The organism is Allomuricauda sp. NFXS6 (assembly GCF_040148835.1).
Classification (GTDB): domain Bacteria; phylum Bacteroidota; class Bacteroidia; order Flavobacteriales; family Flavobacteriaceae; genus Flagellimonas.
Genome location: NZ_JAGEMG010000011.1, coordinates 124072 through 149800, shown reverse-complemented (window position 1 = coordinate 149800; position 25729 = coordinate 124072). Strand labels below are relative to the sequence as shown.

25 protein-coding genes are annotated in these 25729 nt (G+C 41.7%); 12 read left to right on the top strand and 13 right to left on the bottom strand.

Annotation, left to right across the window (positions count from 1 at the left end; all coding sequences use genetic code 11):
• Window positions 1–148: 148 nt before the first annotated feature.
• Together J4E06_RS15695 and J4E06_RS15690 are read right to left on the bottom strand one after the other, a co-directional pair.
• Complete coding sequence (locus J4E06_RS15695) at window positions 149–793, bottom strand: response regulator (RefSeq protein ID WP_349524936.1); 645 nt, start codon at window positions 791–793, stop codon at window positions 149–151.
• A 692-nt stretch (window positions 794–1485) separates the two neighbouring features.
• Window positions 1486–2334 carry a TolB-like translocation protein gene (locus J4E06_RS15690; RefSeq protein ID WP_349524935.1) on the bottom strand — a complete coding sequence of 283 codons (849 nt, stop codon included), beginning with the start codon at window positions 2332–2334 and terminating at the stop codon, window positions 1486–1488.
• 393 nt (window positions 2335–2727) lie between these two features.
• Between J4E06_RS15690 and J4E06_RS15685 the strand changes: the two genes are divergently transcribed.
• Entirely contained in the window at window positions 2728–4221 is a 1494-nt protein-coding gene (locus J4E06_RS15685; RefSeq protein WP_349524934.1) for a potassium/proton antiporter, read from the top strand.
• Here J4E06_RS15685 and J4E06_RS15680 read toward each other — a convergent pair.
• Complete coding sequence (locus J4E06_RS15680; protein ID WP_349524933.1) at window positions 4213–4602, bottom strand: DoxX family membrane protein; 390 nt, start codon at window positions 4600–4602, stop codon at window positions 4213–4215. The two genes, J4E06_RS15685 and J4E06_RS15680, sit on opposite strands and share 9 nt — an antisense overlap.
• A 278-nt stretch (window positions 4603–4880) precedes the next feature.
• Between J4E06_RS15680 and J4E06_RS15675 the strand changes: the two genes are divergently transcribed.
• On the top strand, window positions 4881–6119 hold the full coding sequence (locus J4E06_RS15675) for a TlpA family protein disulfide reductase (RefSeq protein ID WP_349524932.1): 1239 nt from the start codon (window positions 4881–4883) through the stop codon (window positions 6117–6119).
• 6 nt (window positions 6120–6125) lie between these two features.
• On the opposite strand, the gene J4E06_RS15670 is transcribed toward J4E06_RS15675, so the two are convergent.
• From J4E06_RS15670 to J4E06_RS15645, 6 genes are all read right to left on the bottom strand, one after another.
• The gene (locus J4E06_RS15670; RefSeq protein ID WP_349524931.1) at window positions 6126–6575 is read right to left on the bottom strand and encodes a hypothetical protein; all 450 of its coding nucleotides are present in this window, start codon (window positions 6573–6575) and stop codon (window positions 6126–6128) included.
• A 47-nt stretch (window positions 6576–6622) separates the two neighbouring features.
• Window positions 6623–7576, bottom strand: coding sequence for a TolB family protein (locus J4E06_RS15665; protein WP_349524930.1), 954 nt, complete (start codon window positions 7574–7576; stop codon window positions 6623–6625).
• Between the two features lie 78 nt (window positions 7577–7654).
• A complete protein-coding gene (gene arsB, locus J4E06_RS15660) occupies window positions 7655–8707 on the bottom strand; it encodes an ACR3 family arsenite efflux transporter (protein ID WP_349524929.1) in 1053 nt (350 codons plus the stop codon).
• Window positions 8707–9324 carry an arsenate-mycothiol transferase ArsC gene (locus J4E06_RS15655; protein ID WP_349524928.1) on the bottom strand — a complete coding sequence of 206 codons (618 nt, stop codon included), beginning with the start codon at window positions 9322–9324 and terminating at the stop codon, window positions 8707–8709. Before J4E06_RS15655 ends, arsB begins: the two co-directional genes overlap by 1 nt.
• Window positions 9325–9488: 164 nt before the next feature.
• Window positions 9489–9956 (bottom strand): DUF6428 family protein, encoded by a 468-nt coding sequence (locus J4E06_RS15650; protein ID WP_349524927.1) that lies wholly within the window; start codon window positions 9954–9956, stop codon window positions 9489–9491.
• A gap of 49 nt (window positions 9957–10005) precedes the next feature.
• Complete coding sequence (locus J4E06_RS15645; protein WP_349524926.1) at window positions 10006–10335, bottom strand: ArsR/SmtB family transcription factor; 330 nt, start codon at window positions 10333–10335, stop codon at window positions 10006–10008.
• Between the two features lie 152 nt (window positions 10336–10487).
• On the opposite strand from J4E06_RS15645, the gene J4E06_RS15640 reads away from it, so the two are divergent.
• The 10 genes from J4E06_RS15640 to J4E06_RS15595 are packed head-to-tail and all read left to right on the top strand — an operon-like array spanning window position 10488 to window position 18883.
• On the top strand, window positions 10488–11642 hold the full coding sequence (locus J4E06_RS15640) for a cysteine desulfurase family protein (RefSeq protein WP_349524925.1): 1155 nt from the start codon (window positions 10488–10490) through the stop codon (window positions 11640–11642).
• On the top strand, window positions 11639–12793 hold the full coding sequence (locus J4E06_RS15635; protein ID WP_349524924.1) for an XdhC family protein: 1155 nt from the start codon (window positions 11639–11641) through the stop codon (window positions 12791–12793). Before J4E06_RS15640 ends, J4E06_RS15635 begins: the two co-directional genes overlap by 4 nt.
• Window positions 12790–13395, top strand: coding sequence for a nucleotidyltransferase family protein (locus J4E06_RS15630; RefSeq protein ID WP_349524923.1), 606 nt, complete (start codon window positions 12790–12792; stop codon window positions 13393–13395). Before J4E06_RS15635 ends, J4E06_RS15630 begins: the two co-directional genes overlap by 4 nt.
• Window positions 13392–13628, top strand: a complete 237-nt coding sequence (locus J4E06_RS15625; RefSeq protein WP_293163695.1) for a MoaD/ThiS family protein — start codon at window positions 13392–13394, stop codon at window positions 13626–13628. The genes J4E06_RS15630 and J4E06_RS15625 overlap by 4 nt, the downstream gene beginning before the upstream one ends.
• Window positions 13625–14638: a ThiF family adenylyltransferase gene (locus tag J4E06_RS15620; protein ID WP_349524922.1), complete on the top strand. Its 1014-nt coding sequence runs from the start codon at window positions 13625–13627 to the stop codon at window positions 14636–14638. Before J4E06_RS15625 ends, J4E06_RS15620 begins: the two co-directional genes overlap by 4 nt.
• Window positions 14631–15074: a molybdenum cofactor biosynthesis protein MoaE gene (locus tag J4E06_RS15615; RefSeq protein ID WP_349524921.1), complete on the top strand. Its 444-nt coding sequence runs from the start codon at window positions 14631–14633 to the stop codon at window positions 15072–15074. Before J4E06_RS15620 ends, J4E06_RS15615 begins: the two co-directional genes overlap by 8 nt.
• Window positions 15075–15971: a bifunctional molybdenum cofactor biosynthesis protein MoaC/MoaB gene (gene moaCB / locus J4E06_RS15610; protein ID WP_349524920.1), complete on the top strand. Its 897-nt coding sequence runs from the start codon at window positions 15075–15077 to the stop codon at window positions 15969–15971.
• The gene (gene moaA, locus J4E06_RS15605) at window positions 15964–16956 is read left to right on the top strand and encodes a GTP 3',8-cyclase MoaA (RefSeq protein WP_349524919.1); all 993 of its coding nucleotides are present in this window, start codon (window positions 15964–15966) and stop codon (window positions 16954–16956) included. The genes moaCB and moaA overlap by 8 nt, the downstream gene beginning before the upstream one ends.
• Complete coding sequence (locus J4E06_RS15600; RefSeq protein ID WP_349524918.1) at window positions 16956–18122, top strand: molybdopterin molybdotransferase MoeA; 1167 nt, start codon at window positions 16956–16958, stop codon at window positions 18120–18122. The genes moaA and J4E06_RS15600 overlap by 1 nt, the downstream gene beginning before the upstream one ends.
• A gap of 5 nt (window positions 18123–18127) precedes the next feature.
• Window positions 18128–18883, top strand: a complete 756-nt coding sequence (locus J4E06_RS15595; RefSeq protein WP_349524917.1) for a TSUP family transporter — start codon at window positions 18128–18130, stop codon at window positions 18881–18883.
• On the opposite strand, the gene J4E06_RS15590 is transcribed toward J4E06_RS15595, so the two are convergent.
• The 4 genes from J4E06_RS15590 to J4E06_RS15575 all read right to left on the bottom strand — a co-directional run bounded on the left by J4E06_RS15590 (window position 18880) and on the right by J4E06_RS15575 (window position 25373).
• Window positions 18880–19227 (bottom strand): winged helix-turn-helix domain-containing protein, encoded by a 348-nt coding sequence (locus tag J4E06_RS15590; protein WP_349524916.1) that lies wholly within the window; start codon window positions 19225–19227, stop codon window positions 18880–18882. The genes J4E06_RS15595 and J4E06_RS15590 overlap by 4 nt on opposite strands.
• Before the next feature lie 141 nt (window positions 19228–19368).
• Window positions 19369–19944, bottom strand: a complete 576-nt coding sequence (locus J4E06_RS15585; RefSeq protein ID WP_349524915.1) for a DJ-1/PfpI family protein — start codon at window positions 19942–19944, stop codon at window positions 19369–19371.
• Between the two features lie 227 nt (window positions 19945–20171).
• A complete protein-coding gene (locus tag J4E06_RS15580; protein WP_349524914.1) occupies window positions 20172–23579 on the bottom strand; it encodes a DUF7133 domain-containing protein in 3408 nt (1135 codons plus the stop codon).
• Between the two features lie 69 nt (window positions 23580–23648).
• The gene (locus J4E06_RS15575) at window positions 23649–25373 is read right to left on the bottom strand and encodes a sulfatase family protein (RefSeq protein WP_349524913.1); all 1725 of its coding nucleotides are present in this window, start codon (window positions 25371–25373) and stop codon (window positions 23649–23651) included.
• Window positions 25374–25729 lie beyond the last annotated feature (356 nt).

The window sequence follows — 25729 nt, the reverse complement described above, 5'->3', positions numbered from 1 at the left end:
GGTGGAAGAAGGCTCAACTGGTCCTGGTCATTGGTCTTCCATACTACTTTTCGGCTCATAACTAAAGTTACGATCCCTTACAGTTTTAAACAAAAAAAAGAGACTGCCTTTTTAGACAGCCTCTTTTTGTTTGGTCGAAGTTTCCGGTTTACGCCGCATTCAACTGCTGCATTTCCATCTCTTTGAGTTTACGCAAAGCTTCCGATTTTGAGTTCACATTGAGCTTCACATAAATGTTCTGGATGTGAAAATTTACTGCACTGGGAGTCACAAAAAGCTTGTCTGCAATCATTTTATAGGTAAATCCCTGGGTCAGGAGTTCAATGATTTCATTTTCCTTTTTCGAGAACACATCAAACGATTTTGTTTGGAAAGAACCGATGATTTTTTTGGCTACATCCAGTTCCAAAGCAATGCCGTGTTGGTTAAGCGTATCCAATGCATTGAACAATCTATCCTTGGTGATTGGTTTAATGAGGTAGCCGCTAGCCCCTTTTTTAAAGGCTTCTTTTATGAGTTTGAAATCATTTTTTTGGCTCATCATCAATACCTTCAGGTTTTTGTTTTTGCGGTAAAAATATTCCAGACCGTCAATGCCCGAAATTCCATTGAGCATGGCTTCACAGATAATGATATCCGGATGGGAACGCCCAAAATTGGAAAGCAAGCCTTGAACGGAGCTGTAAGTGCCAAGAAGTTCATATGCTTCGTTTTCCTCAAAATAATGATTGTAAATGCCGCCGATAGCATCATCATTGTCGATGATGGCAATTTTTAAAGAATCTGTTTTCATGATAAGAAAGATTTGGGGGATTAATACTGTTACATAATTGTATTGTAGGTTAAGTTTTGGACAAAATTGTCCTGCTCCGCATTATTGAAGTTGGGATAAACAAATAAAAAATGTGTCGCATTGTCGTAATCGACATAAGCAATTACACTTCCATTAAAGTTTACTTCAAAATGGGTGTAATCCCTAAAAGGGATTAAGCGCTAAAATCTATGTTCAGTTGAGGTTTTACCTCATCAAAAAAAGTAAGGTAAAAAACGGTTTTGGGACGCCTTTTTTTAGAGAGTTGTAGTTTTTGTTCATGACATAATAGATTTGGGATTGTATTATTTCAATAGTGAATTTAAAATTTTTTAACTATCGAGCGTAGTTTTTGTAGTGATTTTCGTTCAAATGCACTTTTGGATATAATCCATCAACTTGAACAGAGCAGGAGGGAAGAGGGTTTTTTTGTGAGTAAACAATTGTCCTTCAAATTATTGCATAAAAAAATAGGATGCCGTCCCATCAGCATCCTATTCTTGGTGTAAATCGGTCAGATTGAAATAATACAACCCGCTTTCTATGATAGTCTGTCAGTTTCCCCCTGTCTTTCTTATCATTGTCATGAGTGTTTCTAAATTCGGCTATGAAACAACATCATAAGACACGTTCAGGTTAATTGACCGATTCAATAAATAGTTGGTAATCAGTTATTATTCTTCGTCTTGAAAAGAAGTATCCACATATTCGTAGGTAGCTTCATTCATAACGGTTTGGAGTTCTGCATCGTTCTTGGCAACATCGTTATACTGATCCTGCTTCTTTGAACGTCCATAAGCAACAGTATATTGTGATACGGTATTGTTGAATCCTCTGTTGGATACTACAAAGCCCATTTTTTTCTCTGGGCTCAATTGAATGGCGTACTCATCGCTATTGCTGTTGATGTGTGCACCAAGGTTAACCGATGTAGTAAGCGTGTTCTTGACCACTTGCGAAGCATAAAGGTCCAATCCGCCATATCCATCTCTTCCTTCGGAAGCAAAGAACAATAAGGTTTCGTTGTAGATGCTAGGGTAAAGCTCGTCTTCCTTGGTATTTACTTTAGGACCTAAGTTCTTGGATACACCTAAAGTTCCATCTGCAGCAATATCAGCTACATAAATATCATACTTGCCAAAAGTTCCCTTCATATTGGATGCAAAGAACAAACGTGTTCCATCAGCTGTAACCGTAGGATGTTTTGCCGAATAGTGCTTTGGACATACATCCAATTGGGTAACATTGGTCCATTCACCCTTTACTTTTTCGGCACGGTAAACATGGTACACCAATTCTTTTTTGGAAAATACACCATAAAGAGGCTTTTCATAAGTTCCTTTGCTAAAATAGGCGGTTTTTCCATCTTTAGTGATCGACATGTTCGGTACATACCCATCAATCGTGGAGACGCTTCCTTCCATGGTGTTGTTGATCATTTTTTCATCTGCCTGTGCAAACGTGGTTTGACTGGCCAGTATTATTCCTGAAACAAGTAGGCTGTAAATAGTAGATCGTGTCATGATGTATAGATTTGGGGGTTAATACATGACAAAGATCAAAAACATTCGGAGGGAATACTTATCAATTTTTCATAGGTTTTCACTTTTAACGACTAAAAAGTGCATTTCAACGAATATTTTTTAGACGTTTAACAAAGCCAAAGGACTAAAAAAGCGTTTAAACGTTCTTTTGTGTGTTTTGGCGGAGTAATCTTGATTTTGGAAAATAAGCTTCAACTATATCTTTCACTATCGGTTTTATCCTTTTTAGTTGGACGACATACAAAGTATTTCCATCTTCTCAAATCAGACAAATTGAATTAACTTCGTTTTTATGAAAATATAGCTTATTATTAAGATGTTGTTTTTAACAGCTACTTTAAGATTCCTCAAAATTAGATTCACCGTACTTATATGAATATCACCATTGAAAACATCATCTTAATCGGCTCAGTACTCCTTTTGATCAGTATTTTGGCCGGTAAAACCAGCTATCGTTTTGGGATTCCAACCTTATTGTTGTTTTTGACCATTGGAATGCTTGCAGGGTCGGACGGTATTGGCGGTATTTACTTTGACAATCCACAAATCGCCCAATTTATTGGAGTGGTCTCCCTCAACTTTATTTTGTTTTCCGGTGGGCTGGATACCAACTGGCAATCCGTGAAACCCGTGCTTAAAGTGGGTGTTGTGCTTTCAACGGTGGGAGTCCTGCTCACAGCGCTGGGGTTGGGGTATTTTGTATATCTGATTACCGACTTTAGTATTTACGAAAGCCTATTGTTGGGAGCCATTGTATCCTCCACCGATGCGGCGGCGGTATTTTCCATCTTAAGAGGTAAAAACTTGGCACTGAAAAAGAACTTGAGGCCGACTTTGGAGCTGGAAAGCGGTAGTAACGATCCTATGGCCTATGTGCTTACCATTGCCTTTTTGACCCTTGTACAATTCCCAGAGAAAAATATTTTGTCCGTACTGCCCATGTTCTTCCTCCAAATGATTCTTGGTGGAGCGGCCGGTTTTGCCTTCGGGAAACTTAGTAAAGTCATAATTAACAGGATTCGGTTGGATTTTGAAGGACTTTACCCCGTGCTTACCATAGCCTTGATGTTCATTACGTTTTCTGCTACTGACGCTATTGGCGGAAATGGATTTTTGGCCATCTATATTTGTTCGGTGTATTTGGGCAATCAAAATTTGATCCACAAAAAAACCATTATGCGAATGTTTGATGGTCTTGCATGGCTTATGGAAATTGTGTTGTTCCTCACTTTGGGATTGCTCGTTTTTCCGAGCGAGATAGTCCCATATATGGGTATCGGCTTGTTAATTGCCCTTTTCCTCATTTTTGTCGCTCGTCCATTAGCGGTAATGATTTCTCTATTGCCCTTCAAGATGAAATTGAGGCGGAGGTTTTACATTTCATGGGTAGGTTTGCGGGGCGCAGTGCCCATTGTGTTTGCAACATATCCACTTTTGGCGGGGATAGAAAAGGCCAATATTATTTTCAATATCGTCTTTTTTGTTTCCTTGACCTCGGTATTGATTCAGGGCAGCTCCTTGTCAATTGTAGCCAAATGGTTGCATGTTGGTCTTCCAAAAAGTGCAAAACCACTTTCTCCCACGGACGAGTTGTTGTCCGAGCACCCGAAAGCAGTGATGAAAGAAATTACCATCAGTGCATCTTGTCCGGCTACCGGAGTGAAAATCGTAAACCTGAATTTCCCCAAAAAAGCGATCATAGCCATGATCCAACGCAACGGCAATTATCTTACACCAAACGGATTGACCGAAATAAAGGCCAATGACAAATTAGTAGTACTGACCGATAAGCCTGAAATTTTGGACAAGGTGTACGATTCACTTTCCTTGAAACGGGTCAAAGAAAAAGACAAGATTTCAAAATAGATTTTTAACCAAGGGAATGCGGGAACGGTTTTGCCAGGCCAAAATCAGACAGAAAGCCAAGGTGACCAAGGCCAAAATAAACAGTGTCCCGCCATCATTCTGAACCACAATACCCAATTGAGTTAGGTGTGAAAATAGGGCCCCAAGCATAATCCCGATGCCCAAAAGCGCACCAATCCAAGTGGTTCTGGGGATGAGGATAAGAAAGGCAACTAGCAACTCGACCAACCCTAAACCAATTCTGCCCCATGGTTCCAATCCAAGCTTTTCAAAAATAAAAACGGATTCAGGCGCTGCTGAAAATTTAAAAAAGAGGGTCTGCAATAAGATGACGGCAGGGATAATTCTCAAAATAGCGTTCCCTATTGATTTTGTTGTCATAGTACTATGGATTGGGTTGTGATTGTTTTGTCGGGAAAAGTCAGTTCACATAACTGTAGGACAACAAATAAGTATGCCATAGCGGTTAGTGTACTCCCAAAACTGTCAGTTCGAGTGAAATTTTGAAAAAATTTTGTATCGAGAATATGGTTTTGAAGAAAAAACTCTGTTCTCGATACTTGCTTTCTCCACTTTGTTGCGCCAACAAACTCGAACTGACGAATTTTTCATTCAAAATGAAAACAGGTTCTTTCAAATGATTTTTATACTCATTGAATATGAGGTTCATCATAGTGCCATCTTCGGAAATGGTTAATTTTGCCACTATGAAAAATGTATTGAAACTCTCTTTGTTTTTACTCTTGTTGATGCAATCCTGTTCCGAAGAAACTTGGCTTTCAGGAACCGTAAATTTGGAAGGAGCGAACGATTGGAAGCCTATGGTGTATTTGATTCAACCAGAAAAGTTTGATGATGTGGCACAAAGTTTTGTCGGAAAAGTGTTGGATTCAGCTCAGATGGATAAAAGCGGATATTTTGAATTCACCAATGTTCAAGAATTTCGAGAGTCAGTGCTGGTTGAGGTTGTTGTTCAAAAGAAAGGCGAAACGTACCCCAATCGATTAATGAACCAAAATCCGGAAACCGATAATTATTTCCCTTTGGTGTATGAACCAGGTACCAATCTGGTAATTGATGCGGACTTAACTCATTTTCAATCGTCATTTGCCATAAAGCAACCTTCAGAAGCAAATAAAGCTATGCTTCAATTAAGGGATTTACGATTGGCAGCTTTTAAAAACTATATGGAAGGTCAAATAGGAACGCAGGATGCTGATGAAGATTTATTGGAACGGGAAAAGAATCTTTATAATTACCAAGAAAAACTCATCACTTTTTCAAATTCTACAACGCAGCTTTTGCCTGCTTTAACAGCCTTGCGATGGTCCAGTCCCGAAGGGAATTATGAACGGATTGCCGATATGGTTCATTCACAATCCAATAAATGGAATGAACAATATCCTGAACATCCTTGGGTAAATCAATTGACTTCCGTGGCTGACAAGAACAAGCTGCCCATTTTGATTGGCGATATAATACCTGATTTGGAATTCCCGATGAAAAATGGAGAAAACCTTTCCCTTAAAAAATTAATAGAGGGCAAAAATTTGATTTTATTGGATATATGGGCTTCTTGGTGTGCACCGTGCAGAGTGGAAAACCGTAACGTTTTGGTGCCGCTTTGGGAAAAATACAACTCTGAAGGCTTTCAAATTGTAGCGTATGGGTTGGAAAGCAGTGAAACTGCTTGGAGCAACGCCATAGAAAAAGATGGTGCCTTCCGCTGGTTGCACGCCTCACATTTGCAGGGCGACCAGAACCCTTTGATGGATACACTGCGATTAAAAACAATTCCAGCCAATTTTTTATTGGACCAAGAGGGTAGGGTTTTGGCCAAAAATCTTCACGGTGAAGATTTGATTGATTTTGTGGACGACTATTTGTCTAAGGAGTAAATCATTTTACCAAAATTGGAAGAAATAATTGAAAGAAAGCTCAATGATGACCCCCAAAACAAAACTTCCGATGACCTCCAATAAGGAAATCCGTCCAAGATTGTAAGTATTGGAAAATGCCAGATACAAAGACCAAATAGAGCAGACCACAAAAATGATAGTTGCATAAATAGGAACGTTGGAACCAAAGAGTCCTGCCAAATTAAATATGGGGTCCAACAAGGAAGTAAAAGCGAAAAGGGCAAGAGCGAAATTACTTTTTTTATCGCCTTTATAGAGATAAATACCTGCAATAAATAGCTCAACACATATTGCAATAGGACCAAATTGACCGTAGTATTTGGGTTTAAAATAGGCGTCGAAATTTTGAGGAAAGACACTATTTAAGTAAAAACTAATTCCAAACACTAAAGCTATAGTCATAAAAACCACAGCATTTAATTTTCTTTTTTTCATGACTTGGCTAAAGTTATATTAAAAAAATGATTGGAAAGTACCCCAACCTAATCCCTTGATTTCCAAATAAAATTTGGTGCTTGCTGGTATTTGAAGGTATCGTCAGTTAAAACTTCCATTTCCTTGGTTTCCCAATTCATCAAACCAATATGAAATTGTGATTGTTGATCATCGAAAAGTTCAATGGCCAACCATTTTCCATCAGGGCTCCAATCGTGCCATCCTTCGTTTTGGCTGTTTTCGGTCAATTTCCAAGTTTTGCTACCATCCAGCGTCGTGGCATACAAGCTATACTTCCCATCTTGCTTGCTTTGGTAAGTGACAAAATTTTCGGTAGGGTTCAATTTTGGAGCACCTGCCCGATATCCATATTTTCCGGCGCTGCCGTCTTCTTCGGGGTAATGGGTCAATTGTTTTAGGTTGCTTCCATCCGAATCCATAATATAAAGTTCCTCATCAAAACCATCAATATGTTTCCCTACGGTTTTACCCCCTCTAAAAACCACCTGTTCGCCATCATTTACAAATAAGGGGTCCGCCGCATAGGCAAGTTCCGTTTCCAATCGGTTGATAATATTTCCTTTTTGGTCTAAGATGTAGAATGTATTTTCAGTGATTAGTTTGGGCTTTACAATGAGTTCAGTACCATCTTTTCTGCTGCTCATCCAGCTGTCGGCCAATTCCAATTCTGAAACTTTCTGGACATCTTCTCCCTTAAAATTGCTTTTGTACAAAAAATAACAACGTTTGCAGGTACCTCGGTCAGAAATAAAATAAAGTGTATCCTCATAAGAATAGTAGGTCCAATCCACTGGATACAGATCCGTTATGTTTTTCTTGTTGGATCCATCAAGGTCCATTGCGTACACCTCGTAATTATCGATGTCGACATCCCTTAAAACATTGTAAACCAGTCCAAGTTCGTGCCGAACAGCGTCTTCTTTAGAATTACAGGAAGATAACAGTGTCAAAAGTGCAAGAACAATAACTCCTCTAGCCATAATGTGTTTAGTTTGTTTCCATTTTTTGCAAGGCTGAAGTTACTAAACTCTTCGAAATTTTAAAATATGGCTACGCCTTTATGTATTGACTTTTGTGTATCCGTAATATTTTTTTCTTAGCCAGAAGGAAACTTTTACCAATAAGATCAACGCTGGCACTTCTACCAATGGTCCTATAACGCCCGTGAAGGCCTGACCTGAGTTTAAACCGAATACGGCAATGGCCACGGCAATGGCAAGTTCAAAATTGTTTCCTGCAGCTGTGAACGCCACTGAAGCCGTTTTGTCGTATTCGGCACCCATTGCTTTGGTGGTGAAAAATCCGATAATGAACATCAAGGCAAAATAAATCAATAACGGCACGGCAATAATCAAAACGTCCATAGGTATTTTCACAATCAGTTCTCCTTTCAACGAGAACATTACAACAATGGTAAAGAGCAGTGCAATCAATGTGATGGGCGAAATAGCGGGGATAAATTTTTCGGTGTACCAAGTTTCACCTTTGAGCTTCACAAGGATTTGACGGCTCAAAATGCCCATTAAAAAAGGAATTCCAAGATAAATAGCTACGCTCTCGGCAATGGTTCCGATGGAGATGTCGACGATAGCCCCATCAAACCCAAAATAGGGTGGGAGTACGGTGATGAAAATCCAAGCGTAAAAGCTATAGGCAAATACTTGAAAAACACTGTTCAACGCCACCAATCCTGCACCATATTCACTGCTGCCTTCGGCTAAATCGTTCCAAACCAAAACCATAGCGATGCATCGAGCCAGACCGATTAAAATAAGCCCAACCATATATTCAGGATAATCCCGTAAAAAGATGATGGCCAGCGCAAACATTAAAATCGGACCTACAATCCAATTCAAAAAGAGAGAAATGGAGAGAATTTTGGTGTTTTTGAACACTTTTGGCAACAGGGAGTATTTCACCTTCGCCAAAGGCGGGTACATCATTAAAATTAATCCAATGGCAATGGGAATATTGGTTGTTCCACTGCTGAAGGAGTTGACAAAATCGGGAAAACTTGGAAAAAAGTAACCGATTCCAACCCCAAATATCATCGCCACAAAAATCCAAAGGGTCAGGTTTCTATCTAAAAAGCTCAATTTTTTGGTTGCCATTACTTTTTTATTTGGGAAAAGACATAAAACATTTCGGTAGCGATTTGTTTGCTTCGCTCGCTGTACTTTTCAGCTTGTTGGGATGTGTTGTCAAACGCTTTGGGGTCTTCGTAAGTGATTGGAATCCGTTTTTCGGCTCCGGGCACAAACGGACACCCTTCGTCAGCCTGAGAGCAGGTCATTATGGCTGCAAAGTCTGATTTTGGGTTGAAATCATCATCCATTCTTTTGGAAAAACCTATCACGGGATGTTCATTCTCCGAAAACTTGATGCTGTACACGGGGTTCTTTCCTTCGGAAAGTGTCTTTACCTCAAAACCAGTGTTTGCCAAGGTAGACGCCACCATCGGAAATAGGGCCGTAGCTTCTGTTCCGCCAGAATAGCAATTCACGTTTTTCACGTTAAAATGATGTGCCATAGTTTGCGCCCAGATTTGAGATAAATGGCTTCTTCGCGAATTGTGTGTGCAGATAAAGTTGATGTGAATGGATTCGCCATCATTTACCTTGGCCTCAATATAATCAACAAGCTGTGACAAGGTTTGTTTTCGCTCCGCCGTTATGGATTGCGTATCCGAATTGGAAATAAAATCGTTCAATACTTTAAAAAGTGACATATTGTTTTGGTTGCTATATATTTATAAAAGCTCTCCTCTCCAATCTCCCCAAGGGGAGAAGTTTCCCTCCTTTGGAGGGATTAAGGGAGGACTTGATACCGGATGCGACAAAGAATTTTCTTTCCTAAACCTATGGACCTAAAGTCCAGAGTGTTTTAGCGGGATTAACAACATCCGCTACCTGGAGCGCAGGCCTGTGTATTTTGGACTTCGGATAATTTCACCTTTGGCTTTTCGGCAGGTACCCCGCATTGGTCTTTTGCCAAACAATCAGTTTGCTTGGTGGTCAGTAGAAAATTGGTACCGTCAAAATCCAGGGCAAATTTTTCTATGGTCTGACCTTGATATTCCACTTCCACCTCTAAATCTCCGATGTTCAGCGTTTTTTGGGACAGCTCAATAATGTTGACCAGTTTTTCAGGGTGGAGTCTATGGTCATAATCATTGGCGTTCCAAAGCTGGAAATTTACGACCTCTTCATTGCGCACAGTGCCACCACAATCAATAAAATGCTTGGTAATTTTACCCACTTCGGTAACGTGAAAGTGGTTGGGCACCAATTCCCCGTTGGGTAATTGAAAAGCAATGGTTTCCAAATGTTCTAGGGCTGATTTTACTTCTTCTAACTTCATAACAACATCTATTTATTGTAATATTACGATTAATATATTCAAATTTTTTTTAGCAGCAATCTTTTTGATTCAGGTCTTGGTCCAGAAAGTCGGACATCACAACCTTCATCTTTTTCCAATTGTCAGCATCAATACAATAGCAAACGCTTGTACCTTCAACATTGCCTTTTATGAGCCCCAACTGCTTCAATTCTTTAAGGTGTTGAGAGATAGTGGGTTGAGCCAAACCAATTTCATCCACCAAATCACCACAAACACAAGCATTCAACTTATACAAATACTGCAAAATGGCCACACGGGCAGGATGTCCAAAAACTTTGGCATACTGCGCAATTTGGTTCTGCTTGTCGGTGAATATTTCTGTTTTGGCCAGGCCCATAATCTATATTTATTCATTGCAATATTACGATTAAAGGATGGTTTGCCCAAGAATTCTTTAAGATTTATTTCATAATGATTTGAAAAATGTGTGCAAGTCGCTGTTATTCTTATTAAATTGCGTTATGCATACATGTACATAACGATGATAATTTGTCTCTAAACAAAAAAATATATCTGGATTACAATGCCACCACGCCGACTGACTCTCGGGTGGTGGATGCTATGTTGCCTTATTTTACCGATAATTTCGGCAACGCTAGTAGTGACCATTCCTTTGGGTGGTATGCCGATGAAGCTGTGGAAATAGCCAGAAACAAGGTTGCCGGTCTTGTGAATAGCAGGCCTGTTGAATTAACTTTTGCTTCTGGTGCCACGGAGGCGGCCAATTTGGCTCTGTTTGGGTTCTGTAAAAAGAATAGTAACAAAGGAAACCATATTATTAGCTGTAAAACGGAACATAAAGCAGTACTTGAACCATTGGAAGCCTTGGAAGCAGATGGATTTGAGGTCACTTATTTGGATGTTGACACAAATGGCAATGTTGATTTGAATGAGTTGGAAGAATCCATAAAGCCGGATACAATTATGGTTTGTCTGATGCTGGCCAACAACGAAACAGGCTTGATTCATCCTATAACAAGTATAACCGAATTAGCGCACTCCAAAGGAGTGACTGTGATGTCCGATATTACGCAAGCCGTTGGTAAAATTCCAGTTGACCTGCAGGATTCGGGAATTGACATAGCTATTTTTTCTTCTCACAAAACATATGGACCTAAAGGCATTGGTGCACTTTATTTAAATAAAAACAACAATATTTCTGTTGGGAGGCATTTGTATGGAGGCAATCACGAAAAAGGAGTCCGTCCAGGAACTTTGAATGTTCCAGGCATTGTTGGTTTTGGCGAAGCGTGTGAAATCGCTCAACAAAACCTTGAGGAAAACCATCAAAAGCAGTCGAGCTTACGAAGCCAATTGGAAGAAGCTCTTTTAAGCATTGAGGGAACAACTATAAACTGCGTCAAAGAAAATCGATTGCCCAATACCACCAATGTTTCCTTCAAAGGAGTGGATGGCACAAAATTGCTTCGCTATTTGAATAAATTGGCCGTGTCTCGGGGTTCCGCCTGTACAGCCAATCAAGTGAATCCATCTCACGTGTTAAAAGCTATGGGGGTTGAAAACGATGTTGCTCTGGCAAGTTTGCGCATCAGTACAGGTCGCAACACAACTTCTGAAGATATTGAACAGGCTGTGTCAGAAATAAAAAAAGCCATCAACCAACTAAAAACTGTAAGTATATGAGAGAGTTGGACGTCATCATATCGCGTTATTCGGAGTTAAAAGCACAGAACATTCGCTGTATTTTGGCCACCGTGGTGCATGTTGATGGTTCTTCCTATCGCAGAGCGGGCGCACGAATGTTGGTGGACGAATACGGAAACATCACGGGAGCCATTAGCGGAGGTTGTTTGGAAGGAGATGCGCTTAGAAAGGCACTTTTTGCCTTGGACAGACAAGAAAACAAACTGGTCACTTATGATACCAGTGACGAAGATGATGCGGTACTCGGTGCACAATTGGGCTGTAATGGCATCATTCAGGTGCTTTTTGAACCTGTAGATTATACCGATGCCAATAATTCCTGTGAACTTTTAAGAAGGGTTGCTGAACAGGAAGTTCCAATGGTAATCTCAATTGTTTTTAACTTGGATAAAAGCCAGAAACAACGCGGAACCGTTTTGATTGCAGATGAAAATCATGCTGTTGCGAGCAAGCCAATCCCTGATAATTTGCACAAAGCTTTGCTTTTTAAAAGCAAAGAGGTTATCAATGAAGGTGACTCCTGTTTTGGAGAACTGGAGATTGATGGTGAGAAGCATTATGTATTTATTCAAAAGCATCAACCACCCGTTAACTTAGTTTTGGTAGGAGCAGGGAACGATGCCCAAATTTTGGCGCAACAGGCCGATTTATTGGGCTGGAACGTAACCGTAACCGATGGACGTCCCACACACGCGAACAAAGAGCGTTTTGTAGGTTCGTGTCAAGTAATTGTAGCAAAGCCTGAAGAAACCTTGGAAAATATCAAGATAGACAACCGGACTTGTTTTGTGCTGATGAGCCACAATTATAACTATGATTTGGCTGTCCTGAAGCTATTGCTGGGCAAAACCGAGATACCTTATATCGGTATTCTTGGGCCTTTAAAAAAATACGAGCGTATGCTCAACGAGTTGGCGGATGAAAGTATTGAAGTATCCAAAGAGGATTTGAACAAAATCCACGCACCCGTAGGGCTGGAAATAGGAGCAGAGACACCTGCAGAGATTGGATTGTCCATTCTGGCAGAAATTCAAAGTGTATTGAAGCATAAAAATGCCCGACCCTTGAAGCAGAAAACAGAACCCATTCACGATACAACAGCAAACCAATTTCAAAAAATAACCCTTTGAGCGCAGAAGAAAACATAGCGGTTGTGGTATTGGCGGCAGGAGGCTCATCAAGATTGGGCCGACCCAAACAGTTGGTGGAATTCAAAGGAAAGACCCTCTTGGAGCACACGATGGATAAAGTGGATATGTTAGGATTTCAGACCAAGATTTTGGTACTGGGTGCCAATCAAGACAAAATTCAGCAAATGATAAGCTCGGATGGTTTTAAAGTGGTGATTAATCCCAATTGGGAACAAGGTATGGCATCCAGCATTAAAATAGGGTTGCAAGCTGCATTGGTGGAGGAAAACGAACTGGACCATATATTATTTCTGGTATCCGACCAACCCTTTTTGGAACGTGTCAATTTAATCAAGTTGGTGCACACCCAATTGACCAAGAATCCTAAAGCGACGTATTCAAAGTATGGTGATAATATTGGCGTTCCGGCTATTTTTGGTAAAGCAGCGTTTCCGTTGTTATTGCAATTGGAGGGCGACGAAGGAGCCAAGAAATTCTTGCAACTGGATGATTTCAATTTCTGTACGGAAACCTTCAAAAATGGAGGATTTGATGTGGACACCGAAGAAGATGTACAGCAACTAAAACAAATGGATGTATGAAAGTGACCGTTAAATATTTCGGTTTGGTGGCTGAAGCCGCCGATAAGTCCGAAGAAGTGATGGAACTCAAAGGACAACTTACCGCTTCGGATCTAAAAGCACAGTGCCTGAATGGACTTTCGATTGCGGATAAAGATTCCGTACAGATTGCGGTGAATCAAAATTTGGATGATAAAATAACCCTAAAAGATGGGGACGAAGTGGCTTTGTTGCCACCGTTCGCGGGAGGATGAGCAGATACGATAGACAAATAAAACTCAAGGAAGTTGGGCCGGAAGGTCAGGAAAAGCTTCGCAATGCCAAAGTGTTGATTGTTGGTGTTGGAGGTTTGGGCTGTCCCGCCGCGATGTATTTGGTAGGTGCCGGAGTGGGCAAAATTGGTCTAATGGATCACGACAAAGTCGATATATCCAATTTGCACAGACAAGTGTTGTTTCAAGAATCGGACGTGGGAAAACCCAAAGCGCTTGTGGCCAAAGAACATTTGGAAAAACAGAACAGCGAGGTGCAATTTGAAAGTTATGAAGAGCCATTGACTTCGGACAATGCCCAGAAAATCATCAGCCAATATGATGTTATTTTGGACGGAACCGACAATTTTGAAACCAAGTATCTCATCAACGATGCTTGCCTATTGGCTGACAAACCTTGGGTTTTTGCCTCCATTTATAAAAATGAAGGGCAATTGTCGGTCTTTAATTATAGCGATGGGCCCACTTACCGATGTGTGTTTCCGAAAAGCACGCGACAGAACATCAGTTGTGAGGCTACGGGTGTATTGGGTGTACTGCCAGGTATTCTGGGAACCCTACAAGCTGCTGAAGTCCTTAAGGTCATTTTGGAGACAGGAGAAGTATTGTCGGGTAAGTTAAAGCTCATCAACATGATGCAAGCCAGCGAGCAGACCATCAAGATAAACAAGCGCCCTGAAGAAATAGAAAAAATAAGGAAAGAAGGGATATCTCCCGTTTATATTGATTGCGATTTAAAAAATGCAGAACACTGGTATCTTGATGTGCGTGAAGTATTTGAACAGCCCAAACCAAAAGGTAAAAAAGTACTGAGCATACCTTTGAATGATTTAACGTCACGATATCAGGAAATACCGAACAATCAGGAAGTTTTTGTGTTCTGCCAGTCAGGAAAGCGAAGCAAAAACGCCATAGAGATCCTTAAAAATGAATTTGGCTTTCACAATCTGAAAAATGTGGAAGGCGGCATAGAAACCATAATTGATGGATAAGAAGAAACCAAAAAAAGTATTTGTACAAGGAGCGATTCCTCCCGAAAAAATTGCCAATTCTGTGGCCAACCACCAAAGCAAGACCAATATTGGTGCCCATAGTATTTTTTTGGGACAGGTCAGGGCCGACGAAGTGGACGGAAAAACCGTAACCGCTATCGATTATTCGGCCTATGAGGAAATGGCGGAAAAAGTGTTTCACGAAATCCGTGAAGCTGCTTTTGCCAAGTTCGATATTACATGTGCCCATATTTATCACAGTTTGGGCCCAGTAAAGGTTGGTGAGTTGTGCTTGTTCGTGTTCACATCATCGGCACACCGAAAGATTGCGATAGAGGCCACGAACTTTTTTGTGGAGGAAATCAAGGCGAAGGTGCCTGTTTTCGGAAAGGAGATTTTTGAAGACGAAACCCATCAATGGAAAGTAAATAAGTAAATGGTAGACATTACACATAAAGTGACCACTTTGCGGGAAGCCACCGCAGAAGCTATCGTAAAAACGAGCAGTCAGGCTACGATTGATGCCATACAAAACAACGCCGTTCCCAAAGGGAATGTGTTTGAAATGGCCAAGGCGGCCGGGTTGTTGGGCGTCAAAAAAACCCCAGACTTGTTGCCCGATTGCCATCCGTTACCCATCGAATTCACTGGAATTGATTATAAAATCGATGGTTTGGACATCATTATCAGGATGACGGTAAAAACCATTTATAAAACAGGGGTAGAAGTAGAGGCGATGCACGGAGCGAGCGTTGTTGCGCTTACGATGTACGATATGCTCAAACCGATTGACAAGAATGTTGAAATCAGCACCATTCGTCTCAAATCGAAAAAAGGAGGAAAATCCTCTTTCAAAATCAATTCAGAAGGGCTGACTGCCGATGTTATTGTTTGTTCCGACACCATTTCCAAAGGAAAAGGAGAAGACAGGGCAGGGGAGGCTATCATAGAGAAATTGAAGGCCTTAGGAGTAACAGCTCAAAAAAGCATTATTCCCGATGACCCTGAGGAAATCCTTAAAAAAGTAGAAAATACCACCGCAGACTTGGTGATTTTCGCGGGAGGAACGGGTGTGGGGCCACGAGATGTCACTCCACAGACCTTAGAACCTTTGTTGGACATCAAACTAAAAGGAGTAGAAGAACAAATGCGAAGCTACGGGCAAAACCGGATGCCGTATGCGATGTTCTCGCGTTCCATCGTGGGCATCAAGGATGGTAAACTCATTCTGGCACTGCCGGGTTCCACCAAAGGAGCAGCAGAATCCATGGATGCGATTTTCCCCCACGTACTGCATGCATTTAAAGTGATAGAAGGAAAAAGACATGATTGAAAAGAAACCACAAATAATAGACAATTTCGGTAGGCCACATACCTATCTCCGCATTTCGTTGACGGACCGATGCAATCTTCGATGCTTTTACTGCATGCCCGAAGAAGGTATTGAGTTGATGGAAAAGCCGAGCATCATGACACTTGAAGAAATTATCGAAATGACTCGTACATTCCGGGATTTGGGTGTGGATACGGTGCGGCTGACTGGGGGCGAACCTTTGGTTCGGAAGAATTTCGGCTTTTTGGTCGAAGAACTGGCCAAACTTGGCGTTACTCTCAAATTGACCACCAATGGAATTGTTCTCGACAAATACCTGGAACTCTTCCAGAAAATTGGGCTGCGTAAAATCAACTTTAGTTTGGATACGCTGGATAAGGCGAAATCGGTGTTCATTACCAAGCGGGATTATTACGAACGCATCATGCGGAACCTGAACATGGCTTTGGACATGGATATGGACCTCAAAATCAATATTGTTCTGATCAAAGGGGTGAACGACAATGAAATCAATGATTTTATTGCCCTGACCAAGGATAAAAAGATTACGCCCAAGTTCATTGAGTTTATGCCTTTTAAGGGCAATAAATGGGACTGGAGCAAGGGCGTGTCCAAAGACGAAATTTTACAGACCGTTGGTGACAAGTTCGGGGAAATAGAAACTTTACAAAATCCAAAGCATAGCACTTCGACCAACTTTAGGGTGAAGGGCCACAAGGGCAGTTTTGGCATTGTGAGCACGATTACCAATCCTTTTTGTGATGAGTGCAACCGTATTCGTCTAACGGCTGATGGCAAGATGAAGAATTGTCTGTTTGCCACATCCGAAACGGACTTATTGACCCCGATGCGGAACGGCGAAAAGATAGATAAGACCATTTTGGAGGCGATTAAATCCAAAAAACATTCCCGAGACGGGATGGATGTAAAGATGGATGCCGAACACTACGAGCAAAACCGTTCCATGATTTCAATAGGAGGCTAATGGTTACGATTGAAGAAGCACTTCGCATTATTGAAGACCAAAAAATCACTTTACAAAGGGAAACAAAGCCACTTGAAGAGTCGCTAAGCTATGCCCTTGCGGCAAATACAGTTTCCCCTTTTGATGTGCCCGAGTTTGATAATTCCGCGATGGATGGGTATGCACTGTGCGGGCTTTATCAGGAATACAAATTGGTAGGCGAGGTGGCCGCTGGCGACTCCAAGGATATTTCTTTAAAAGATGGCGAGGCCGTTCGCATTTTTACGGGAGCCAAAGTGCCCCAAAATACTTCTGCCGTAATGATGCAGGAGAAAACCTCGGTAAAAGAAAATACGCTTTTCTTGGATGAAATGCCCAAGGCTGGTCAAAACATCCGTAAAAAAGGCGGTCAGTTGAAAGAGGGGCAAAAGGTATTTGAAAAAGGACATATTTTGAATCCACCCTCCTTGGCATTGATGGGCAGTTTGGGATTGGCACAATTGGAAGTTTTTTCCAAGCCACAGGTCAACATCATCACTACGGGAAATGAATTGGTGAAACCGGGTGAATCCAAAACCGAGGGACAAATCTACGAATCCAATAGCTATGCGATTTCGGGTGCATTACAACAATTTGGCTTTGAACACCATCAAAAAACACAAATACAAGATGATTTTGAGGCCACGAAAACAGGTATCAAAACCGCATTGGATTCTTGTGATGTGCTGATTATCTCTGGAGGAATATCCGTGGGCGATTATGATTTTGTAAAACAATCCCTCGAAGAAAATGGGGTCAATGAATTGTTTTACAAGGTGTTTCAAAAACCAGGGAAGCCTTTGTATTTTGGGCGAAAGCAAGATCAATTTGTGTTTGCTTTGCCGGGAAACCCTGCTTCTTCGCTTACATGTTTTTATGTGTATGTGCTTCCGCTATTACAGAAATTATCTGGGTATGTAAGAACTGGTCTGGCTACCTATCAATTCCCGATAAAGCATCCGTATGAAAATCGTTTTGGACGTCCATCTTTTCTAAAAGCAGCTGTTTTTGATGGTAAAGCGCAAATTTTGGATGGTCAAGGTTCCTCTATGATTCAATCTATGGCCAAAGGAAACGCACTCGCTTTTGTAGATGAAGGTGAGAAACTTGCAGAAGGTGATTTGATTAGTTGTAAACTAATTTCCTAACCAAAATGAGCGTTGAATATTTGCCCATTGTCTTCTTTTTGATTGCACTTTTTTATAGCTCGGTCGGATTTGGGGGAGGTTCCAGTTATTTGGCTATTCTAAGCCTTTTCTTGACCGATTTTTACGAGATACGCTCCACGGCATTGGTTTTAAATATTTGTGTAGTGACCATTGGAACGTTGTTTTTTATCAAGAATCGAGTGTTTACTCTAAAAAAGTTTTGGCCTTTTTTGGCGGCAAGCATCCCATTGGCTTATCTCGGAGCGCAGTTACGACTTTCCAAAACCTCTTTTTTTATGGTATTGGGAATAGCCCTTGTCTTGGCCGGTATTTTTATGCTGCTTCGTTTTGTGAAGAAAAAAATGGATACCTACGAGTTCTCAAATACTAAAAAACTACTCTTAGGTGGAAGTATCGGACTGCTATCGGGCGTATCGGGTATCGGTGGAGGTATTTTCTTGTCGCCGGTACTAAACCTTTTAAAATGGGCCAACCCTAGAACTATCGCTTCATTGGCTTCTGTTTTTATTTTGGTGAATTCCATTTCGGGCTTGATTGGCCTAAATGTGGCAGGAACTTTCAAACTGAACAGTGAGTTGATGTTACAACTTGTGGTTGCCGTGGTGATTGGCGGGAGTATCGGTTCTTATCTGTCCAACAAAAAATTCAATCTAAAATTTTTGGGTGTGCTTACCAGTATTTTGGTGCTTTACGTAGGCCTTCGATTGATTCTGTTGCACGGTTTTGGCATCAAGATTTAAATCAGTCCCAGCATTTCGTCCGTATGTTCCTCTAAGGTCTCGTTGATTATGGTGTTCATTTTGATGAAGGCGGAAAGTACTTTTTTACCAGCTTCGGTTAATTCGGCTCCGCCACCTTGGGCTCCTCCTTTGTGCAGTTCTACATAAGGTTGTTGCCCTCTATGGTTCATGTCTTCCACCATGGACCAAGCTTTTCGGTAGGACATACCCATTTCCTTGGCAGCTTTGGACAAGGAACCATTTTTATCGATCATCATCAATAGTTGCGCTCGCCCAGGTCCAAAAAACTTTCTCCCATCAATATCTATCCAGCATCGTAATTTAAGTTCCTTGTTCGCATCCATGTTGAATTTTTTAAGCTTCAGTTAATATAGTCAAAACTCTTTTTTACGGCTGAGCATCTTCATAAAAAAGAAAAAAGGACGGCATTACCTAAAAAATATTCTTGGTAATACCGTCCTTTTTTATCCGAATGGAATTATTTTTTAGATGGATATTTTAGCCCCCATTACTTTTAAGAATTCACGAATAAATGCTGGGTGTGCAGGCCATGCTGGGGAGGTAACCAAGTTGCCATCCACATAGGCTCCATCCACCGGAATGTCTTGAAATTCTCCACCTGCAACGGTTACTTCCGGCCCAACAGCGGGGTAAGCAGTCAGTTTACGACCTTTTACCACGCCTGCTGCGGTGAGTATTTGAATACCGTGACAAACGGCCGCTACGGGTTTGTTTTCGTCAAAGAAGTGCTTGACCACATCCAGCACTTTCTGGTTTAGGCGAAGATATTCTGGTGCACGACCTCCGGCAATGACCAATCCTGCATAATCGGAAGGGTCAACTTCCGAAAAACTGTAGTTCAATTCAAAATTATGACCTGGTTTTTCGGTGTAGGTCTGGTCGCCTTCAAAATCGTGAATGGCGGTTTTAATGGTATCGCCTTTTTTCTTGTCTGGGCAAACGGCATGTACCTCGTAGCCAACCATCAAAAGCATTTGAAAAGGTACCATGGTTTCGTAATCTTCGGCAAAATCACCTGTAAGGAAAAGAATTTTTTTCATATCTGGAGTATTTTAGGGTGAATAACTAAACTATCTTAAAGTTACGGACAGCTATAAGAAAATCGCCGATTGATTCTATTAAATTAATATCAAAATTTACGTGAACAACGGCAATCGTAATTAATTGGACTCATTCAGGTTCCCAGAGTGATTTGCTTATCTGCATTATGGGATTCTGAAATGAATTCAGAATGACGCAATCCAATACTTTTGAGAAAGCGGTCGACTCATTCCTTTGTTTTAAGATTGCTTAAATATTCTATCAAATCTCGTAATTCCCTTTTGCTGATCATTTTACCCATGGCGGGCATTCCCGAAGGCAAGTTCCGCCTTGTTTTAATGCGCGAGTGCGCTACCTCTAGTGGTTCGGCATCGGAAGTACGCAGAATCAATGCTTCATCATTCTCTTCTTCCAATAGCCCTGTAACCTCCTGTCCGTTGGTCAAGGTCAACACCACGCTTCCATAACCCGGAGCGATTCGTTTAGAGGGCGCTATCAAAGATTCTAAAATTTGTTCGCGAGTCAATCTGTTGCCGATATCGTCCATTGCAGGGCCTACTTGGCCACCGGAGCCCTTTAATGCATGACAGCGAACACATTGGGCCGTTGGGTTACTTATAAAAACATTTCGACCGGCCCACCAATTGCCGCCATATAAGGTTTCTGCATAGGCATCGGTGCCATAACCTTGCTTTTTTAAAGCTGCGAGTTCGTTTTCAACCATTTCGGAGTTGTTGTTGTCGACGGCTTCCATCAAATCGAGCATTACGGCTTCATCAATGCGACCACGAGCGGCCTGCTTCAACAAATTAGCCAGGACAACTTCACTTTTTTCAACGGGCATTTCTGCCAAAACTTCCAAAAGCGCTTGTTGTTCACCAGTACCTCCTTTACTGAATATGGGGTTTACGATACCTGGCAATTCTTCTTTTGTCAAGGAAAGTTCACCGATCAAAGTCACCGCAGTTCGTCTCACCTGAGCATTTTCATCACTCATGCCCATACGCATAACTTGCGCCAGCTGATTATACCCCGTATTGCCCAAGGCAGTCAAAGCTTCGGCTCTTGCTTGCGGCGAAGGATGGGTGCGCATCAATTGAACCAATCGGTCTTCATGCCCATGTAGTTGCAAGGCGGACAATAGTTTTAAGGCCCCGACCAATACCTCTGGATTGTCATCAGCCAAAAAATCTGACATACTTCCCGTTACTTTGTTTTGAATGGGCTCTAACGGTCTTTCTTTTTCCCCTAAATAATAGCCGTCAACGCGGTCCATAACCGACGGGGAAGACCATGTGCTGAGTGCGGCCAATGCCTCACCTCGTAATGCCGAAGGGGCATTTTCATTTTTGGCATAGGCAATCAGATTGTCCAGTTGTTCTTCACCTCCCAATCGAAGCGCAGCATTGATAACACGTCGCATAAGTGGTTCGGAATTGAACTTTGGGCTTTCCAAAGGTGCGGCCAAATCCCCAAGGGCTTCTTTGATTCCCTTGTCATCGTTAATAGCTCGGGCAGCTTCGGTAACAATGTATTCATCAGCATCCTTAAGAAAAACGGCAACTTCCGGACGTTTCATTCGTCGTAAAGCCAAAACGGCTGCAATTTTTAGGGAACGATTATCACTTTGTGCCAAGTCGACCAAAGGTTCGTAGTTTCCGATTCTTGTCAATGCCAAAACACCGGCATGACGGAGATAGAGATCTTCATCTGAGTTTTCTGCCAACATATCCAATAGGGGTTGTACGGCATCTTCCGCTTTGATTCTTCCCAATGCTTGGGCAGCAAAAAACTGCACTCGAGGGTTTTTAGAATTAAGTAATGAAATCATTTTATCGCTTCCTCCGGAATGGCGTACATCTCCCAAAACTTTTAAACTTTGCGCTACGATTTCTAGGTCATCATCATTTAAAAGTTCCACCAATAGGTCCGCTTTATCGGTATCTTTTCCGGCCTGTTGTCCAATACCCCAAATGGCATGGATCCGGGCCAATTGATTATCGTCTTCTTGAGCTACTTGCTTTAACCTTCGATGGCCCCAAAAGGTGCTTTTGGCCAATTCAAATTGTGCTTTTTGACGAATTCGCATGTCGGGATAGTGCAATAATTCTACGAGTTCGTCATTGTCCAAAGCTTCAAAGTCCGTAGTCATCCATTTTTGGGTTTCCACACGTTGCTCGGCCAAATCGTTCTCTGAATCGGTTACGTCCAGTTTCCAAACACGACCTGAATTTTTTGTATCCCAACCGTTGATCCAATCGGCAAGGTAAAGCGCTCCATCCGGACCGAATTTTATGGCGGTAGGCAAAATGCCGCTGAGCACATCCACTTCGGAATTGAGTTCGAAGGAGGCTCCTTTGGGTTTTAGATCGAAAGACCAGATATGCGACAGAGAAGGGTCGCCCACAAATTCAACCAGAAAGAACTTATCCACCCATTCCGAGCCCAAAGCAGTTCCTGGATTAAACAACATTCCCGTAGGGCCATTGTGGTAATTCGTGATAGGAGGGATGATATGGGCGGCTTGCCCTTCCCATCTGGGCAAGTACAGTTTTTCGTCCATCCAAACCTTGTAGTCGTTGTTTTTTGGGTCCGTATATTTTCCGTATTGCCAGTTGGATCGCCATCCCGCATCGGAACCTTCAACAATATGAACCAAACGCTCACTTTCACCTTGGTGGTCTCCATCATTATCAGAGGAAATGATGTTGCCATACTTGTCAAAAACAAACTCATGGGTATTGCGAAGACCATGGGCAAAAACCTCAAAATCGGACCCATCGGGATTGCTACGTACAATTACTCCCTGGTTAGGGTAGGGGTAGCGATTCCCTTCGTTATCGGTAATATTGGCACCAATATCGCCTATTCCCCAATAGAGTTTGCCATCGGGTCCCATAACGGCACCTGACATTCCGTGCCCTCCAAACCCTATATGAACGCCAAATCCAGTGGCAAGGGAAGTTTTGGTGTCAAATACTTCGTCGCCGTTGGTGTCTTCCATACGCCACATATCCGGGGCAACCCCAACGAACAAGTTTTCACCGTCCACGGCCAAAGCATTGGCCACATCGGTTACTTCGGTGTGGAAATCGTGTACTACCCGAGTTGCTTTTTCGGCAAGCCCATCGTTGTCGGCGTCTTCCAAACGCCAGACTTCTTCTTCTTCCACAGCTAAATCCATCCAATCGTGACTGCCATCATTATTGAGGTCTGCCAACCATGCATTTTCTTCACTCTTTTCGGGAGCAAATGTTTCGTGCAAAAATGTCTTTCGGTCTGCTACGCTTTCAAAACTAATGGATGCTGTCATCCAATCCCGATAGCCGCGTATATCGAATTCTGAATTTTTTTGACGGTTGGTTCGTGTAAAAAAGATACGGCCTTGTGCATCGATATCCATAGCGATGGGGTCAGGGGCAAGGGTGTCGGGAGCCCAAAGGTTGAGTTGAAGGCCTTCGGCCAATTGAACTGCTCCCAAATTATTGGCTTCCGTCACTTTTTGATTGAGGTAGGCCGAGTCCAATTGAATGGTTAGAGGGGTTTCAATTGGCTTTGATGATTCTTTTTGGCAGGAACATACGATAAGTAGTCCAAGAAGGATGATTCCCTTCAACGATTTTATGCGCAACATTTTTTAAGGTTTGATTGGGTTAAGATTAAAAAGGTATGAAAATTAATTTTCCAACGGTTTGTATTGGCATTAGTCTTTCTCCTTGGAACTTTCCCACTTTTCAATAATGGGTTCCAAAATATCATCTTCAACACCATATACTTTTCCTTCTTTTGCCAATGGCATAAATTCATCAATGTACTGTTGGCTCAGTGCTGTGGAATCACCGTATTGTTCACGCAGTGCATCAAGCTTTTGGTGCAAGTCTTTTTGGATTTCGGCATAGGCTGGGTCATCGTAATAATTGTGTTGTTCCAGAGGGTCTTTCTTCCTGTCTATCAATTCCCAATAATCAAGGTCAAAATAGTAGTGTATCAACTTGTAATCTTTGGTGATGGCGGCATAGTGCCTGTTCACATTATGTTCGGATGGATGTTCGTAATAATGATAATATACAGCGTCCCTTTCCCAATTGTCCAAATCATCTGTCAGAACGGGAACTAAACTTTTTCCTTGCATATCGCTGGGTTGAGGAGCACCGGCGACATCGAGAAATGTTTGCGCAAAATCCAAGTTTTGAACAAGCTCATCCGATACGCTTCCAGATTTTATCTTGTTTGGCCAAGAAACTAGCAACGGGGTTTTTAAACTTTCGTCGTAGACAAACCTTTTATCGAACCAACCATGCTCTCCCAGATAAAATCCTTGGTCCGAAGTGTACACAATAATGGTGTTTTCCATCATATTATTGGCCTCCAAATAGTCCAAGACCCGACCAACATTCTCGTCAACGGACTTTATGGTGCCAAGGTAGTCCTGCATATACCTTTGGTAGCGCCATTTGGCAATGTCTTCATCGGACATATTGGGGTATTGTGCTATAAAATCTTCGGCTACTTTTTCGTAGGCTGCATCAAAATTGGCTCGTTGGGTGGAATCCATTCGCCCAATCGCATTTTCAAACCTCAATTTGTCAAAACCAATGACTTCCTCCAGACCTAATTGATCCATAACTTCTGGATACAGCTTGCTGTCGTTGGCCCAGCCCATATTGCCATCAATTTTCATTTGGGCAACTTTGGCGGCGGGCATCCCATCGTGTTCATCAAATAAAGTGGCTGGTTCTTCAAAGGTTTTTTGCGTGTATTCTTGCATGTGTCTCTCTGCCATAAACCAAGAACGGTGCGGTGCTTTGTGGAGGTACATCAGCATAAAGGGCTTGTCCTCTTGGCGTTCATTATCGAGCCAATCGAGGGTCATATCCGTTACAATGTCCGTTACATACCCTTTAACCGTAATTTCCCCTTCGTTTTTGGTTATAAAATCCGGGTTGTAATAGGAGCCCTGCCCGGGCAGTATTTTAAACTGATCAAATCCTTTTGGATTGTTGCCAAAGTGCAATTTTCCGAACATAGCGGTTTGATAACCAGATTTTTGCAATAGTTGTGGAAAGGTGACGTTGGTGGTATCAAAGGGAGAAACATTATCCACTTTACCATTCACATGGGAGTGTTTTCCGGTTAGAATGGTAGCTCTGGAAGGGGCGCAAATAGAGTTGGTGACACTTGCGTTAGTGAACAACATGCCCATTTCGGCAATTCTATCAATATTTGGGGTTTCTATCAAACTGTTGTCATACGCAGAAATGGCTTGATATGCATGGTCATCCGACATTATGAATACAATATTGGGTCTTTTAGGTTCTTCTTTGACCTCGGTTTTACATCCAATCAGTAAGGTTAGGCAAAAAACAAAATTTATTAGTAATAAGATACGTTTTGATGTGGCTTTTGATTGGTTGATTCTGAATAGCATATTAGTTGGTTTAAGCAAATCATTTAGTTGGGCTAAAAGATAGGCAATTTCATGGATTTTGATTGTTGATACAATAAAATTTGAATGGTGGGTTTGTGATATTCTTAGGAAGTGAAGCATTTGAAGGATTTAGCGTAATTGTAGTAAAAAAATAAAACCCAGACAGTTCTGTCAGGGTTTGTTTTGCGGTGGAGGAGTGATTTTGCTCCAACTTCCCTTATGGCATTGTACAAATGCCAATATCTTGATAAAGAAACCTCTAAATCTAGACTCCGGTTTTTTTACTCCAAGCTTTGGGCTTGATTACGAAGAGTGATTACCCCAGTGTAGTAATGAACTGCTTTAGAAAATAGTTA

Bases quoted from the DNA above. Each gene is read 5' to 3' on its own strand.
- J4E06_RS15695 (WP_349524936.1), bottom strand. From the start codon at position 793: ATGAAAACAGATTCTTTAAAAATTGCCATCATCGACAATGATGATGCT.
- J4E06_RS15690 (WP_349524935.1), bottom strand. From the start codon at position 2,334: ATGACACGATCTACTATTTACAGCCTACTTGTTTCAGGAATAATACTG.
- J4E06_RS15685 (WP_349524934.1), top strand. From the start codon at position 2,728: ATGAATATCACCATTGAAAACATCATCTTAATCGGCTCAGTACTCCTT.
- J4E06_RS15680 (WP_349524933.1), bottom strand. From the start codon at position 4,602: ATGACAACAAAATCAATAGGGAACGCTATTTTGAGAATTATCCCTGCC.
- J4E06_RS15675 (WP_349524932.1), top strand. From the start codon at position 4,881: ATGAGGTTCATCATAGTGCCATCTTCGGAAATGGTTAATTTTGCCACT.
- J4E06_RS15670 (WP_349524931.1), bottom strand. From the start codon at position 6,575: ATGAAAAAAAGAAAATTAAATGCTGTGGTTTTTATGACTATAGCTTTA.
- J4E06_RS15665 (WP_349524930.1), bottom strand. From the start codon at position 7,576: ATGGCTAGAGGAGTTATTGTTCTTGCACTTTTGACACTGTTATCTTCC.
- arsB (WP_349524929.1), bottom strand. From the start codon at position 8,707: ATGGCAACCAAAAAATTGAGCTTTTTAGATAGAAACCTGACCCTTTGG.
- J4E06_RS15655 (WP_349524928.1), bottom strand. From the start codon at position 9,324: ATGTCACTTTTTAAAGTATTGAACGATTTTATTTCCAATTCGGATACG.
- J4E06_RS15650 (WP_349524927.1), bottom strand. From the start codon at position 9,956: ATGAAGTTAGAAGAAGTAAAATCAGCCCTAGAACATTTGGAAACCATT.
- J4E06_RS15645 (WP_349524926.1), bottom strand. From the start codon at position 10,335: ATGGGCCTGGCCAAAACAGAAATATTCACCGACAAGCAGAACCAAATT.
- J4E06_RS15635 (WP_349524924.1), top strand. From the start codon at position 11,639: ATGAGAGAGTTGGACGTCATCATATCGCGTTATTCGGAGTTAAAAGCA.
- J4E06_RS15625 (WP_293163695.1), top strand. From the start codon at position 13,392: ATGAAAGTGACCGTTAAATATTTCGGTTTGGTGGCTGAAGCCGCCGAT.
- J4E06_RS15620 (WP_349524922.1), top strand. From the start codon at position 13,625: ATGAGCAGATACGATAGACAAATAAAACTCAAGGAAGTTGGGCCGGAA.
- J4E06_RS15615 (WP_349524921.1), top strand. From the start codon at position 14,631: ATGGATAAGAAGAAACCAAAAAAAGTATTTGTACAAGGAGCGATTCCT.
- moaCB (WP_349524920.1), top strand. From the start codon at position 15,075: ATGGTAGACATTACACATAAAGTGACCACTTTGCGGGAAGCCACCGCA.
- moaA (WP_349524919.1), top strand. From the start codon at position 15,964: ATGATTGAAAAGAAACCACAAATAATAGACAATTTCGGTAGGCCACAT.
- J4E06_RS15600 (WP_349524918.1), top strand. From the start codon at position 16,956: ATGGTTACGATTGAAGAAGCACTTCGCATTATTGAAGACCAAAAAATC.
- J4E06_RS15595 (WP_349524917.1), top strand. From the start codon at position 18,128: ATGAGCGTTGAATATTTGCCCATTGTCTTCTTTTTGATTGCACTTTTT.
- J4E06_RS15590 (WP_349524916.1), bottom strand. From the start codon at position 19,227: ATGGATGCGAACAAGGAACTTAAATTACGATGCTGGATAGATATTGAT.
- J4E06_RS15585 (WP_349524915.1), bottom strand. From the start codon at position 19,944: ATGAAAAAAATTCTTTTCCTTACAGGTGATTTTGCCGAAGATTACGAA.
- J4E06_RS15580 (WP_349524914.1), bottom strand. From the start codon at position 23,579: ATGTTGCGCATAAAATCGTTGAAGGGAATCATCCTTCTTGGACTACTT.
- J4E06_RS15575 (WP_349524913.1), bottom strand. From the start codon at position 25,373: ATGCTATTCAGAATCAACCAATCAAAAGCCACATCAAAACGTATCTTA.